Consider the following 14104-nt stretch of genomic DNA (forward strand, 5'->3'; position numbering starts at 1 on the left):
GTGGAAAAGGTCAGGTGGCGCAGCAGCGTCGCGATGGTCGCCGGCGTCGCGTTCGCATTCAGGTCGATCGCGAAGGCGTAGGAATGGGACGTGGCGGTCACGGTGCCGATGACCAGGCCGTCGATGACGACGTCGGTGCCACCGACGAACTCGGCGAGCGCGGGAATGCCGGCGTCGCCCTTCAGGCCCAGCGTGTCGCGGGCATCGCGGGCGATGACCTTGACGTTCAGCGTGCCGCCGGCGAAGCTGGCGTTGTCGACGTCGGCGACCGCGGCATTGCCGCCCAGGTCGACCAGGACGGCGTCGCCGCCGACCGTGAAGGTCTGGTCGTCGCCGTGGTCGAAGTGCCTGATGACCGGCGCGTCGTTGACGGCGGTGACCTGGACGCCCCAGCTGACGCCGTTGGAGACCGGACCGGTGCCGTCGAGGGTGGTGAGGTCCAGGCGCTGGCCGGTTTCGGTGCTGCCGTCCCACAGGGAATAGGGCAGGCCGGCGCCGGTCGCGTCGATGGCGTGCGCCGTCAGGGCGCCCGGGGTGCCATGGAAGTCTGCCACGGGCACGAAGCGGATGTGGGCGCCGGCCACGCCGGCCGGCAGCAGCAGCGCCGAGGTGGCCGAGACGGCGCCGATGTCCTTCCAGAACTTCCCTTGCGCGTCGGTCGAATACTGCCAGCGTCCTTCGGTGAGCGGATCGGCCGCGTTGCCGCTGATGGCCACGCCGACTGCGGCGTCGCCGTCGGCATCGCTGAAGCCGGCATCGCGGAGCAGGTCGGCCACGTCCGTGCCCCGGTTGGGCGGCGGATTGGCGCTGTCGGTCACGTCTTCCACGTCCAGGCTGGGCACGTCCTCGGCGATCGCGGCGAGCGTCGCATTGCCGGACAGGTGCGGCGGGTGGTTGGCGGCGCCCGGGTCGACCACGCGCATGGTGATGCCGACGTCGTCGGATCCGCCGGCGCTGCCGTCGGCGCTGGCATCGGCCCAGGTGGCGATGAAGCCGCTCTGGCCGTGCGGGACGAGGGCAAGCTGGTTCTGGTAGTTCGCGCGGCCGCTCTCGTTGAGCAGCATGTCGTAGCCCTGGCGCGGCGTGCCGTCGGCGTCGTAGGTCCGGCCGAACACGTCCGAATTGCCCTGCGGGTCGGTGGTCGAGACCCAGGCGATGGCGAAGCCGCCGTCGCTCAGGGCGGTGACGACGCCCTGCTGCTGGTTGCCGGCCACGTCGGCATTGACCAGGAAGGCCGGGCCTGCCGGATTGCCTGCGGCATCGTAGATGCGCGCATAGACGTTGTGCTCGTAGTCGCTGTCGGTCACGCCTGCCTGGGTGGTGCCGCTGGCCTCGTAGACCACCACGAAGCCCCCGCCCGCCAGTCCGGCTACCTTCGCATAGACCGACTGGGCGACGTTCTCGGCCACCGTGATGATGTTCCCGACGGGACCGCCCGCGCCCATCACGCGCAGCATGACGGAGGCGGTGTTGTCGAAGCCGTCGTCCTTGCCTTCCCAGACCGTCACGTAGTTGCCGTCGCTGAGCGTGCCGAGCGCGGCATTCCACTGCCAGCCGCTGGTCGTGGTGTGGACGAGCGATTCGCTGCCCGGCACCGCCACGCCATTGGCATCGAAGGCGCGCGACATGATGTCCCAGTCGTTGTTGCTCCCGTTGTTCGCCCAGGCCAGCGCGAAGCCGCCGTTGGCCAGCTTCGTCATGACCGGATACCACTGATAGCCGGCCGCGTTGGACGGGCCGCTGCTGGCCGTGCCCACGGTGCCGTCGGCGGCGACGATGCGGATGTTCACGTCGCTGCTGTTGGCGACATAGGCGACCGCGTAGCCGCCGTTGTCCAGCGCCACGACGGCCGAGGTGTTGGCGCCCGCGGCAATGGCGAACTCCGCGCCGACCTTGGCGCCGGCCGCATCGAACTTCTGCGCCACGATGCTGGACCCGGAGCTCCAGGTGACCATGTAGCTGCCGTCGGGCTGGATCGCCACTTGCGGCGTGTTCTGCATGCCGGCGGTGGTCGTGTTGACGTGGACTTCGGGACCCAGGCCGGGCGGGTTGGCGCGGCCGATGAACGTCAGGGTCTGTTCCACGCCCTGGCCGGGGATCGGCGTGCCGTCCGGATTGCGGCCGAAGGCATCGTAATAGCGCAGCGTGACGGTGGCGGTCTGGCCCTCCGCCAGTTGGCCGCTGCCCTTCACCAGGGTGTCGCCGTCCAGGGCGAACAGGCCCGCCTGCGACTGGCCGACCAGCTCGTACAGGCCGCCGGCGGCGGTGCCGGTGTCGATCGCTTTCAGGACGGTGATGGCGGCGCCGCTGGCGGTGCCGCTCCACAGGTTCTGGGTCAGGGCGCCGATGCCGGTCGGCGCGAGGTCGGCGGCGACCTTGAAGCTGGACGAGTTGTAGCCGGTGTTGTTGACGGGATCCCAGAAGCGGATGTGCATCTGCTGGGTGGTGTCGTCGTTCGGGCGCTCGTCGACATAGCGGACCAGCGCGCCGTACGGCGCGGGCGTGCCGCCGTTGTCGTGGACGAGCGGCGGGTTGACACTGCTGTCATAGTAGGTCACCAGCACCGTGTGCCACTGGCCGTCGCCGGTGTTGTATTCGAAGCGGCCGCGCACGCCGGGGTTGTAGGTGTCGGGGTAGAAGATCTTCTCGACCATGAACGACAGTTCGTGTCCCGGGCCGCCGCTGCCCCACGGGGCGTTGGCGACGCCGCCGTCGTTGACCCACAGCGTGCCGGACTGGCCGGGACGGGCCGCTGCCATCATGAATTCCCCGGTGGTCACCACCGAATCGCCGTAGGTGCCGGAAAATACGCCGGCATAGGCGGCGGCGAAGGCGCCCGTGAACGGGTTGGCGCTGGCGATCGTGCCCACGTGCGACTCCAGCAGCCAGTCGCCGCCCAGCGCGGCGGCGCCGGTGGCGTTGTCCGATGCGGCCACGTCGGCGCGGGTCAGCGTCGACAGCGATTGCAGCAGCGCCTGGCCGGTTTCGCCCGCGCCGGTGTCGCAGCCGTACAGCAGGATGTCGCCGTCGTCCGCCAGCGCCGCGCCGATCGCGGCCAGCGCGCCGGCATGGGTGGCGATGGTGGCGGCGCTCAGGCTGGCCGTGCCCAGCTGGGCCACGCCCTCGCTGCCGTGCGAGACGATGTGGACCGCGTCGACGTCGCCACGGCCTTGCAGGTAGGCGGCGATCTGGTCCAGGCCGTCCGCCTTGCTGTCGAGTACGACGAACTCGATGCCGGGGCGCAGTCCGTTCAGGACCGACGACAGGTCGGGAACGTTATCCTCGACGAAGACGATTTCGGTACGGCCCGCCTCGGTGTCGGGGGAATGGGACAGGAAGCCCGGCTGGGCGGCGGCGAACGTTTGGTCGATCATGGTGAGCGCACGAATAGGAGAGTGAGGATTGCCCGGGCGATGAAGCGTCGACGGCGACGCTGCGGGAGCGGGAGAATGTACAGACGGGGAAATTATTTCTGCATAGCAAGCAAAAAGCAATGCTGATGAAGTAATTTGTGGTAGCGCAGGGCGATTTGCTTTGTGTTTGCCTGCGAAGGACGGGGATTGCGTTGCTCGGGCGCGACGCGCGGCGGATTCGCCGGCGCCTGTGCGCGGCCGGGGAATGTTCTCTTTGAAAAGATGGCCGGTGCGGAACGGGGCCGTCCCGCCACCCGCCACCCGTCCCCACGCTGCGACCAGGCTGGCCGCGGCGTGGCGTGGACTGCGACGATGTCGGGATCAGAGCTGCGTCATGCCGCCATCGATCACCAGGTCCATCCCGGTGGCAAAGCTGCTGTCGTCGGAGGCCAGGAAGAGCGCGGCGGCCGCGAGTTCCTGCGGGCGTCCGATACGGCCCAGCGGCACGTGGGCGGCCGCCTGCCGTCGGAACGCGTCGGCCGCCTCCGGCGATCCGACCTGCGCCTCGATGATGGGGGTGTCCACCGGGCCGGGGCTCAGCGTATTCACGCGAATGCCATCGGCCACCAGCTCCGCGGCGGCGGTGCGCACGAGCGAGCGCACCGCCGCCTTCGTCGCATTGTAGACGCTGTGGCCCGGATAGCCCTTGGTCGCCAGGCAGGACGACACGAGGACGATCGCGCCGCCGTCGCACATCAGCGGGAGCGCCTTCTGCAAGGTGAAGTAGGTGCCTTTCACGTTGACGTCGAACATGCCGTCGAAGTGCGCTTCGCTGGCGTCGCGGATCGGACTGGCGGCGATGACGCCCGCATTGGCCACGAGGACGTCCAGCCGTCCCTCCCGTTCCTGTACCGTCGCGAACAGCCGCGCGAGGCTGCCGAGGTCCGAGACGTCGCTCTGCACGGCCCTGGCGCCGTCGCCGAGGCGGCGCGCGGCGGCGTCGAGTTCCGTCTTGCGGCGCCCGGTGATGTAGACCGTTGCGCCTTCCTGGATGAAGCGTTCGGCGATGGCGAGGCCGATGCCGCTGGAGCCGCCGGTGACGACGGCGATTTTCGAGTCGAGTTTGCCCATGTTGTCGGTGCCCTTACTGGTGTTGGGAATATCGGCGGCGGCTGTGCGATACCGCACCAGCGCTGCCGGATACGACGATCTTACGGGGCGGTGATCGTCGGGTAAACTAGCGAATCGAGCACAAGACTTGTGAAAAAACGCACCATGGATCACTGGGATGAAATCCGCATGTTCCTCGCCGTCGCCAAGGGCGGCACCGTCCGCGCCGCGGCCCACGCGCTGGACGTCAACCATGCCACCGTCCTGCGCGCGATCGGCCGGCTCGAGCGCAAGCTCGACACCAGGCTGTTCGAGAAGCTGGCGACCGGGTACCGGCTGACGGAGGCGGGCGGCGCGATCGTGGACCTGGCGGCGCAGATGGCGGCGACGTCGGCGCAGATCGAGGCCCGCGTGTTCGGCCGCGACCAGGACGTTTCCGGCCCGCTGCGCTTCACGCTGCCGGTGTCGTTCGCCACCGACCTCCTGATGCCGACGCTCACCGCGTTCCGGGAACGCTATCCCGATATCGCCCTGGAGGTGCTGGGGTCGACGTCGGTCGTCAACCTCGGCAACCGCGAAGCCGACGTCGCGCTGCGCGTCGTGGTCGGCAAGGCCATGCCGCCCGATAACCTCTACGGCAAGCGCCTGTGCGCATTTCGCGTGGCGTTCTACGCCAGCCGGGCGTTGGTGGACGCCCGTTCGCCGGCGCCCGTGGCCTGGCTGCTGGGGCGGGACGAGGTCGTGCCGGCGGACTGGACGCCCGGCGGCGGCATGACGATGGCGGCGACGCCGGTCCGGTTCACCGAAATGCGCTCGCAGTTCGAGGCCGCGCGCGCCGGCATGGGCGTCTCGCTGCTGCCGTGTTTCCTGGGCGATGCCGATCCGGCGCTCGTGCGGGTCGCCGGCGGCCCGGTCAGGCACGTCGGGGACGTCTGGCTGCTGACCCATGGCGATACCCGGCGCACCAAGCGCGTGCGGCTGCTGTGCGATGCCGTGAGCACGTTCATCCGGGAAAACGCGGATCGCCTGGCGGGCGTGGGTGTGACGGCGTGACGATGTGACGGCGTGGCGGCGGCCGTCGCCTGGACGGGCGCCTGCGCTGCGGCACCCCGCTCGGCCCTGCGCCGTCGCGTCAGGGACGGCGTGGCCGGTCCGGCCAGTCCGTCTCCAGGGCCCTGCGCAGCGCCTCCCGGTCCAGGCTGCCGTCCGCGGCCGCCAGCACGACGCAGGCCAGGCCGTGCCCGATCACATTGGTCAGCAGCCGGCACTTCATCGTGCGGTCGATCGCGACCAGCAGCGCAACCGTGTCGGCCGACGCGACGTGCAGCAGCGCCGCCGTCGCCACCAGCGTCGCCAGGGCCGAACCGGCGACGCCGGCCGCTCCCTTGCTCGAGAGCAGGCCGACGCCGAACATCAGCGCCAGTTCGTGCCAGCCCAGGTGCACGTCCGACGCCTCGGCGAGGAACACCAGCGCCATCGCGATGTACAGGTAGGTGCCGGACAGGTTCAGCGAATACGAGAACGGCAGCACGATGTCGGTCAGCCGGCGCGGGCAGCCCAGGCGCGCCAGCCGGTCGCTCAGCGGCGCCAGCGCCGCCAGGGTCGCGCCGGTGGAGGCGACGAGCACCAGTTCGTCGCGCAGGAACACCAGGAAGCGCGCCAGCGGCAGCCGCGCCAGGCGCGCGACGCCGCCGTACACGAGGAACACGAACAGGATGCTGGCCAGGTTGATGGCCGCCACGAAGCGCAGCAGCGGCAGCAGCGAGGCCAGGCCCGCGCGGCCGACGGCCGACGCCATGGCGCCGAACGCCGCCGCCGGCGCCAGCCACAGCACCGCGCGCACCGCCGCCAGCAGGCCGTCGCGCACGGCGCCGACGGCGCCGACGGCGTCGAGCAGGCGCAGCCGCGGCTGCAAGCCGGCGGCCACACCGAACGGCACGGCCAGGGCCAGCACGGCCAGGTTGTTCGGCTGCAGCGCCGGCAGGTAGGCCATCCAGTTCGGCAGCAGGTGCGGCGCGAGCGTCCCGTGGCGCGCCAGCGCCGCGCCGCCGTCCGCCGCGGCGGCCATGCCGAGGCCCGGCTCGAGGACCACCCCGGCCACGAGGCCCGCCAGCATCGACAGCAGCGACATGGCGCCGAAGTACAGCAGCATGGCCAGGCCGGTGCGGCCGACGCCGCGGTTGCGGCCGAGCGCGGCCGCGCCGTCGACCAGCATGCAGAACACCAGCGGGCACATGATCCAGCCGAGCAGGCGGATGAAGAGTTCGCTCAGCACGTGCGTGTGCACGGCCGCCGCGGGGGCGGCGACGCCGAGCGCGAGGCCGGCCGCGATGGCGGCCAGCAGCGGCAGGATCGATGCCGGGCGCGGCGCGCGCCGGATCGTCGCGGGGCGCGTCACCCCGGACCGCTACAGCCGCCCGATGCGCATGTTCAGCGGCCAGCGCACCGTGCGCGCGGTGTCCGGGTCGCCCCAGGCCGCCGACATGTCGTGCGCGAAGGCGGCCAGCAGGGCGTCGCGGCCGGCCTCGCGCGCGCTGCGCACGGCGGACCACGTCGTGAGGTAGCCGAGGAACTGGGGCAGCGACCAGTCGCAGCGGATTTCCAGCGTGGGCGGGGCGACTTCCGCGAACGGGAAGTCGATGGTGGCATAGCCCGTGTCGACGAGATGCCGCTGCGGCGGCCAGTACGGGCCGATCTCGTCGCGGTAGAACGCCTGGAAGCGGGCGTCGAGCGCCTCGTCCATGCGCAGCACGCCGTAGCTGACCAGCGCCAGCACGGCGCCGGGACGGCCGATGCGCCGCACCTCGCGGTAGAAGGCCGGCAGGTCGAACCAGTGCGCCGCCTGGGCCGCCGTGACCAGGTCGGCGCTGCCGTCCGCGACCGGCATGCGTTCGGCCGGCGCGCAGCGGTAGTCGATGCGCGGATCCGGCGCCGCGTTCGCGATCTGGTCGGCGCTCGGGTCGACGCCGATCACGTGCCCGAAGCAGGGCGCCAGCAGCTGGGTCAACTGGCCGTTGCCGCAGCCGGCATCCACGGCCAGGGTCCGCGCCGGGGCCGTCGCGGCCAGGAAGGCGGCCAGCGCCGGCGGATACTCGGGGCGGAAGCGCGCGTAGGCGCTGCCGCCCTGGTCGAACCAGTTGCGCGCGGGGGCGGGGGGCGATGAGGACGTCGGCATGTCGGGCTCCTGGAGTGCGTCGCCGCCATGATACCCGGAGCGCGGCGCCCGGGTCAGGTGCGCGCCTTGACGATGCCGCGGTAGATCAGGAACGTGGCCAGCAGGCTGATCGCGCCGGCGCCCGCCATCCAGTAGCCCGGGGCCGCCTTGTCGCCGGTGGTCTCGATCAGCCAGGTCGACAGCAGCGGGGTCATGCCGCCGAACAGCGCCGTGGCCAGGCTGTAGGCCAGCGAGAAGCCGGTGGTGCGGATCTGCACGGGGATGATCTCGGTGAGCGCCACGATGGTCGCGCCGTTGTAGCTGCCGTACAGGAAGGACAGCCACAGTTCGATCATGACCATGTTGCCGAAGCTCGGGTGGGCGATCAGCCAGGACAGCGCCGGGTAGGCCGTGATGGCGGTCAGCGCGGCGCAGGTGGCCATCACGGGCCAGCGGCCGATGCGGTCGGACACGGCGCCCATCACGGGCAGCCAGATGAAGTTCGAGACGCCGACGCACAGGGTCACCAGCAGGCTTTCCTCGGTGGTCAGCTTCAGGACGCTCTTGCCGAAGGTCGGCGTGTACACGGTGATCAGGTAGAACGCGACCGTGGTCAGCACGATCAGCATGGTGCCGACGGTGACCAGGAGCCAGTTGGCGCCGATCGTGCGCATCATCTGGCCGAAGGTCGGGCGCGTCTTCTGCGCCAGGTAGGCTTCGGTTTCCTGCAGCGACTTGCGGATGTAGAACACGATCGGGATGATCGAGCAGCCGATGAAGAACGGGATGCGCCAGCCCCAGTCGGCGATGACGTCCTTCGGCATCGCCTGGTTCAGGCCGTAGCCCAGCGCGGCCGAGCAGATCACGGCGAGCTGCTGGCTGGCCGACTGCCAGCTGACGTAGAAGCCCTTGTGGCCGGGCGTGGCCATCTCGGACAGGTAGACCGACACGCCGCCCAGTTCCACGCCGGCCGAGAAGCCCTGCAGCAGGCGGCCGACCAGCACGAGCAGCGGCGCGAGCATGCCGATGGTGGCGTAGCCGGGCACGAAGGCGATCAGCGCCGTGCCGGACGCCATGATCGCCAGCGTCAGCACGAGGCCCTTGCGGCGCCCGATGCGGTCGATGTAGCTGCCCAGGAAGATCGCGCCGAGCGGGCGCATGAAGAAGCCGGCGCCGAACGTCGCGAAGGTCATCATCAGCGCGGCGTACTCGCTCGTGGCCGGGAAGAACGCGGCGGCGATGTGGCTGGCGTAGAACCCGAACAGGAAGAAGTCGTACATCTCGATGAAGTTACCGCTCGTCACGCGGATGACGGTCGCCAGCTTCGATTGCGGGCGCGCCGGCTGGGCGGCGCCGTGCGCGGCCGGCGCGGCAGGAGCGGCGTGGCCGGCCCCGGTGGTGGATTGGATGGACATGGTGGCCTCTCGAAAGAATGGGCGCCGGCGCGGGGCCGGCGCAAGGGTGGCGTTCAGTGCGCGGCGTGCATGGGCGCGACCGGCTCGAGCCCGGTCGCCTCGATGGCTGGCGCGTTGGCCGGCGCGGCGAGGAAGCGCAGCAGCGCGCGCGCCTCGCCGGCATGGCGGCTGCCGCGCACGACGGCGCCGGAGAACTCGGTCTTCAGCTGTACTTCCTGCGGCAGCAGGCCGACGATGTCGATGCCCTTGACCGGCTGCAGTTCGCTGCGCTGCTGGCAGCCGAAGTCGGCGTCGCCGTGGGCCACGATCTCGCCCACCGGCGTGGCCGGGATCTGGGCGGCCTTGCCTTCCATCTGCTGGCGGATGCCCAGCTTGTCCATCAGCTCGCGCTTGATGTATTCGCCGCTGGCGCTGTCCGAATAGGCGACGTGCCGCGCCTGCAGGAAGGCCTTGCGCAGGCCGTCGACGGTGCCGATGTCCGGCCTGGCGGCGCCGTGGCGCACGGCGCAGGCGATCGGCGAATTCGCCAGCACGACTTTGCTGCCCGGTTCCAGCTTGCCCTCGGCCATCAGCTTGTCGAGCGCGTCGCCGACCATGATGACGACGTCGATCGGTTCGCCGCGCGCCAGGCGCGCGGGAATCGCGTTCTTCGTCGCGCCCATCGACGGGCCCCATTCGGAGACCAGGTGGTCGCCGCTGGCTTGTTCGTAAGGGCCGGACAAGTCCTTGTAGGCCTGGGCGAAACCGCCCGAGCTGACGACGCGCAGGTCGGCGGCGCCGGCTGCGCCGGCGGCGAACGCGAGGGTCGCGAGCACCGCGCCGGCGCGCAGGATGAAGTGGTGTGGTCGCATGGTGACGTCTCCTTAGAATTTCTGCATGAGGCCCAGCGTCAGGGCGGCGCCGTGGCGGTCGTTCGGGCGGGATGCGGTGGTGCCGGCGGCGTCGCCGCGCCAGGTCGTGTAGTCGGCTTCGACGTAGGCGGTGGTGCGTGGCGCCAGCGACTTCTCGACGAACAGGAATTCGCGGTCGAAGCCGTCGTCCGGGTGGCCGGTGGCGTCGCGGCGCACGCCGTACCAGGCCGCCGTCAGCAGCAGGCCCGGCCCGATGGCGCGGTTGACGCCGGCCGACAGGATGCGCTGGTGGACGCTCTGGCCCGGTCCCGTGTCGGCGGTGTTGCGGGCCGCGTTGGCCTTGAACTGCCAGGCGTCCAGGCGCACGGCGGCGCCGAGCGACCAGGCGTCCAGCGGCTGGCCCTCGCGGCTGCGCAGGCGCATCGTGGCGCCCGACACCGTCCAGTCGCGCTGCTGGTAGGCCAGCGCCACGCCCTGCGCGGACGAGGCGTCGGCATCGCCCGCCACCTCGCCGGCCGAGTAGGCGGCGCGCGCCTGCCAGGGGCCGACGGTGGCGGTGTACTTGATCGTGTTGTCGAGGCGGTAGAAATTGTCGGCGTAGCCGCTGGGACCGTACTGCGTGCCGAACCCATGGGTGCCGAACCTGGTGTTGCTCAGGCCCGCGACGTTGACGTTGGGGTTGAACGAGGCGAAGCGCTTGCCGAGCGGGTCGACGGGGATCAGCGCGTCGGACACCAGGTTCGTCTGGCGGCCCAGCGCCAGCGTGCCGTACGGGGTCTCGAGGCCGGCCCAGGCCAGGCGGTCGAACAGGCGGTCGTTCTTGGCCTGGGTACCGGTGTCGGCGTTGATACCGCCTTCGAGGCGGAACACGGCGTTCCAACCGCCACCGAGCGCTTCCTGGCCGCGGATGCCCCAGCGGCTGGTGTTGTCGACGCCGCTGGCGACGGCGTTCACGCTGCCCGACGGCAGCGGGGTATTGCCGGCGCTCAAACCGTGCAGCGAGCGCAGGCCCACATCGACGATGCCGTAGAGATTGACGCTGGACTGGGCCAGGCAAGGGGTGGTGGCGAACAGCAGTGCCGCGAGGACGCTTGGATGGCGCATGGTTGTCTCCATGAATGGCCTTCTTGTCGAGGCTGGTGGTGTTATGGCGCCAATGATCCGCCAGAACGACTGATTTGATAATTGCAATTTTCTGGCGTATTCTTGCGTCATGCGCATCAATTACGACATCCTCGACCTGCAGGCCTTCGTCGCCGTCGCCGAACGGGCCAGCTTCCGCCAGGCGGCGGCCGACCTGTTCCTGTCGCAGTCGGCCCTGAGCCGGCGCATCGACAAGCTGGAGGAAAGCCTGGGCGTGAAGCTGTTCGAGCGCACCACGCGGCGCGTGCAGCTGACCAATGTGGGGGAGACCTTCCTCGTCAACGTGCGCACGGCGCTGGACGGCCTCGAAGACGCCGTGCTGGGCATCGCCGACCTGGCCGCGCACCGCACCGGCACGGTGACGCTGGCGTGCGTGCCGTCGGCGGTCTGGCATTTCCTGCCCGAGGTGCTGGGGCGCTTTTCCGCGCGTTACCCGCGCATCCGCGTGCGCGTGCACGACGAGAGCGCCCAGGACGTGCTGAACCTCGTGCTGCGCGGGGAGGCGGATTTCGGCATCAACTTCGCCGGCGCGGAAAACCCGGAGATCGTGTTCGAGCCGGTCCACGTCGAGAGCTATGTGCTGGCGATGCGGCCCGACCATCCGCTGGCGCGGCGCAAGGTGCTGAGCTGGAAGGAGACCGTGGAGGAGCGCTACATCTCGGTCGCCAAGTCGAGCGGCAACCGCACCGTGATCGACGCCGCGCTGGCCGGCATCGAGAAGCACCCGGTGATCCTGTGCGAGGTGAACCACGTGTCCGGCGTGCTGGCGCTCGTCGAGGCGGGCCTGGGCGTGGCGGCGGTCCCCGGCCTGTCGGTGCGGCCGGGGCGGCAGGACGGCATCGTCGGCGTGCCGCTGGTGAACCCCGAGATCAAGCGCACGCTCGGCCTGATCACGCGGCGCGACCACAGCATGGCGCCGGCGGCGCGCACGCTGTTCGACATGCTGGCGCAGTCGCTGCGCGCGCCGGCATGACGCGGCGCGGCGGACGCGCGCGCGGACTCAGTTGGGCAAGCGCTCCAGCCGTTCGGCGACCAGCGCCGTGACCACGGCCTGCAGCACGTGCACGGCCCAGCGCTCGCCGGCCTTGCGCGGGCCGGCCTGCACCTCGCCCTCCGTGATGCCCAGCAGCGGCGCGATGCCGGCGATGTTGACGGCGTACAGCGCGGTGCCGTACAGCGTGCCCAGCGCGACCGGCGACAGGTCCGGCGCGCACGCGCGCAGCGTCGGCAGGGCGGCCCCGAAGGCGGCCGACGCGCCCAGGTGGTTGGCGAATTCGACGACGCTGGTGCCGGTGTCGCCGATCACGGCGCGCGAGTCCGTGGTGCGGTCGATCCAGTCGACCGCGTCGCGGTCCAGCGTCTTGGTCAGCAGGCCGGTCTTGCGGCCGGCGACCATGAAGGCGGTCGTGACGACGCCGGCGACCAGTCCTCCGAGTATGGCGGCTTTGTGCTTGTGCATGAGACTCCCATCGACGAGGTGAACGAAGGGCGCCCGGCCCGGCGCGTCGCCGGCCGGTGCGCCCGCCTGTCCCGTCACCATACGCCGGCGCCGGCCGGGCATCGGTGCGCTGCTGCACCGATGCGGCGGGGCAGGGGGCGCCGGCTCAGCCGATCTGCGCTACCGGTTGCCGCCGGGGGACGGAACGGCGGTCGGCCGCTTCCCTGGCGGGCGCGCCGGCATCGTCGAGCTTGAACACGGCCAGGGCATTGGCGATGCCGTCGGTCTGCTCGACCACGCTCACGGTGGCCGCGGCGGCCTGCTCGACCAGGGCGGCATTCTGCTGCGTCAGGCCGTCGAGGTGGGACACGGCCGCGTTCACCTGGGCGATGCCGCGCGACTGTTCGCGCGCCGCGATGGCGATCTCGTGCATCACCTGCTTGACGTCCCCGATCGCCGCGGTGACGTGGTGGACCTGCTCGCCGACGACATGGCTGATGCGCACGCTGTCGTCGACCTTCGCGAGCGAGGCGTTGACGAGTTGCGCGACGTCCCGGGCCGACGCGCTGCAGCGCGCCGCCAGGCTGCGCACCTCGCTCGCGACCACCGCGAAGCCGCGTCCGTGTTCGCCCGCGCGCGCCGCCTCCACCGCGGCGTTCAGGGCGAGGATATTGGTCTGGAAGGCGATGGCGTCGATCATGCCGATGATGTCCAGCACCTGGCGCGAGGAGGCGGCGACGGCGTCCATCGACGCCAGCATCGTCGCGACCGACGCCTGGCCCTGGGTGGCGGTCTCCACGGCCTTCTCGGCCAGTGCCGACGCCGTCGCGACGTGCTGCGCATTGTCCTCGACGCTGCGCGACAGTTCCTCCATGCTGGCCGCGGTCTGCTGCAGGTTGGACGCCTGCGTTTCGGTACGGCCCGACAGGTCCAGATTGCCCTGCGCGATCTCGCTGCTGGCGACGCGCATCTGGCCGAAGTTCGTCCGCACGTCGCCGATGACGCTGCGCAGGTTGATGCCGACCTGGCGCAGGGCCGAGACCAGCCGCCCCATCTCGCTGTCCGTCGCGGCGCAGTGCAGCGTGGTCATGTCGCCGCCGGCCAGCCGCAGGCCGAGCGCCGTCGCGCCGCGCAGCGGCTGGAGGATGCGCCGCTGGACCAGGAACCACGACAGGATGCCGGCCAGGCCCACCAGCAGCGCCAGGCCGGCCTGCCATGCCGTGGCGGCGCCGGCGCCGAGCGCGATGGCGCCCGCGGTGGTCAGCGCGGCCAGGAGCGCGGCCTGGGTGGCGATGCGCATGTTCCCCAGCGCCGCCAGCCGGCCGCGCAGGCCCGTGTCGACCAGCCGGCCCTGGCGCAGGACGACGCTCCCCGGCTTGTCGCGCATGGCGGCATACGTGCGTTCGGCGGCCGCCACCTCCTGGCGCGACGGCTTGGTGCGGACCGACATGTAGCCGACCGCCTTGCCGTGCTCGAGGACCGGGGTCACGTTCGCCATCACCCAGTAGAAGTCGCCGTTCTTGCAGCGGTTCTTCACCATGCCGCTCCATGGCCGGCCGCTGCCGATGGTCGCCCACAGGTCGGCGAACGCCTCGGGCGGCATGTCGGGGTGGCGTACGATGTTCTGCGGTGCGCCGATC

General features: G+C 71.0%; 11 protein-coding genes. 2 read left to right on the plus strand and 9 right to left on the minus strand.

Going from position 1 to position 14104, the window contains the following annotated elements; genetic code table 11:
* Together QZ749_RS19985 and QZ749_RS19990 are read right to left on the minus strand one after the other, a co-directional pair.
* Nucleotides 1-3374 (minus strand): DUF4347 domain-containing protein (locus tag QZ749_RS19985; protein WP_296950335.1); only part of this gene is annotated, 3374 nt, incomplete at its 3' end.
* 360 nt (nt 3375-3734) lie between these two features.
* A complete protein-coding gene (locus QZ749_RS19990) occupies nt 3735-4484 on the minus strand; it encodes an SDR family NAD(P)-dependent oxidoreductase (protein WP_296950361.1) in 750 nt (249 codons plus the stop codon).
* A 168-nt stretch (nt 4485-4652) separates the two neighbouring features.
* Between QZ749_RS19990 and QZ749_RS19995 the strand changes: the two genes are divergently transcribed.
* Nucleotides 4653-5516, plus strand: coding sequence for a LysR family transcriptional regulator (locus tag QZ749_RS19995; protein WP_296950337.1), 864 nt, complete (start codon nt 4653-4655; stop codon nt 5514-5516).
* Between the two features lie 79 nt (nt 5517-5595).
* On the opposite strand, the gene QZ749_RS20000 is transcribed toward QZ749_RS19995, so the two are convergent.
* From QZ749_RS20000 to QZ749_RS20020, 5 genes are read right to left on the minus strand one after another with little or no spacing between them, the layout of a single operon-like run.
* A complete protein-coding gene (locus QZ749_RS20000) occupies nt 5596-6861 on the minus strand; it encodes a cation:dicarboxylate symporter family transporter (RefSeq protein ID WP_296950341.1) in 1266 nt (421 codons plus the stop codon).
* Nucleotides 6862-6870: 9 nt separating this feature from the next.
* Entirely contained in the window at nt 6871-7638 is a 768-nt protein-coding gene (locus QZ749_RS20005) for a class I SAM-dependent methyltransferase (RefSeq protein WP_296950343.1), read from the minus strand.
* Between the two features lie 53 nt (nt 7639-7691).
* On the minus strand, nt 7692-9032 hold the full coding sequence (locus QZ749_RS20010; RefSeq protein WP_296950346.1) for an MFS transporter: 1341 nt from the start codon (nt 9030-9032) through the stop codon (nt 7692-7694).
* Between the two features lie 53 nt (nt 9033-9085).
* On the minus strand, nt 9086-9883 hold the full coding sequence (locus QZ749_RS20015; RefSeq protein WP_296950349.1) for a substrate-binding domain-containing protein: 798 nt from the start codon (nt 9881-9883) through the stop codon (nt 9086-9088).
* A gap of 12 nt (nt 9884-9895) precedes the next feature.
* A complete protein-coding gene (locus QZ749_RS20020) occupies nt 9896-10987 on the minus strand; it encodes a porin (RefSeq protein ID WP_296950352.1) in 1092 nt (363 codons plus the stop codon).
* Nucleotides 10988-11096: 109 nt separating this feature from the next.
* Between QZ749_RS20020 and QZ749_RS20025 the strand changes: the two genes are divergently transcribed.
* Nucleotides 11097-11999, plus strand: coding sequence for a LysR family transcriptional regulator (locus QZ749_RS20025; protein WP_296950355.1), 903 nt, complete (start codon nt 11097-11099; stop codon nt 11997-11999).
* Between the two features lie 27 nt (nt 12000-12026).
* Here the strand turns inward: QZ749_RS20025 and QZ749_RS20030 are convergent, their stop codons facing one another.
* Both QZ749_RS20030 and QZ749_RS20035 read right to left on the minus strand, forming a co-directional pair.
* Complete coding sequence (locus QZ749_RS20030; RefSeq protein WP_296950357.1) at nt 12027-12485, minus strand: hypothetical protein; 459 nt, start codon at nt 12483-12485, stop codon at nt 12027-12029.
* A 145-nt stretch (nt 12486-12630) separates the two neighbouring features.
* Nucleotides 12631-14104 (minus strand): PAS domain-containing methyl-accepting chemotaxis protein (locus QZ749_RS20035; RefSeq protein ID WP_296950359.1); only part of this gene is annotated, 1474 nt, incomplete at its 5' end.

This window comes from uncultured Massilia sp., from assembly GCF_913773735.1.
GTDB lineage: Bacteria > Pseudomonadota > Gammaproteobacteria > Burkholderiales > Burkholderiaceae_D > Telluria.

Bases quoted from the DNA above. Each gene is read 5' to 3' on its own strand.
- QZ749_RS20025 (WP_296950355.1), top strand. From the start codon at position 11,097: ATGCGCATCAATTACGACATCCTCGACCTGCAGGCCTTCGTCGCCGTC.
- QZ749_RS20005 (WP_296950343.1), bottom strand. From the start codon at position 7,638: ATGCCGACGTCCTCATCGCCCCCCGCCCCCGCGCGCAACTGGTTCGAC.
- QZ749_RS20030 (WP_296950357.1), bottom strand. From the start codon at position 12,485: ATGCACAAGCACAAAGCCGCCATACTCGGAGGACTGGTCGCCGGCGTC.
- QZ749_RS20015 (WP_296950349.1), bottom strand. From the start codon at position 9,883: ATGCGACCACACCACTTCATCCTGCGCGCCGGCGCGGTGCTCGCGACC.
- QZ749_RS19995 (WP_296950337.1), top strand. From the start codon at position 4,653: ATGTTCCTCGCCGTCGCCAAGGGCGGCACCGTCCGCGCCGCGGCCCAC.
- QZ749_RS20020 (WP_296950352.1), bottom strand. From the start codon at position 10,987: ATGCGCCATCCAAGCGTCCTCGCGGCACTGCTGTTCGCCACCACCCCT.
- QZ749_RS19990 (WP_296950361.1), bottom strand. From the start codon at position 4,484: ATGGGCAAACTCGACTCGAAAATCGCCGTCGTCACCGGCGGCTCCAGC.
- QZ749_RS20010 (WP_296950346.1), bottom strand. From the start codon at position 9,032: ATGTCCATCCAATCCACCACCGGGGCCGGCCACGCCGCTCCTGCCGCG.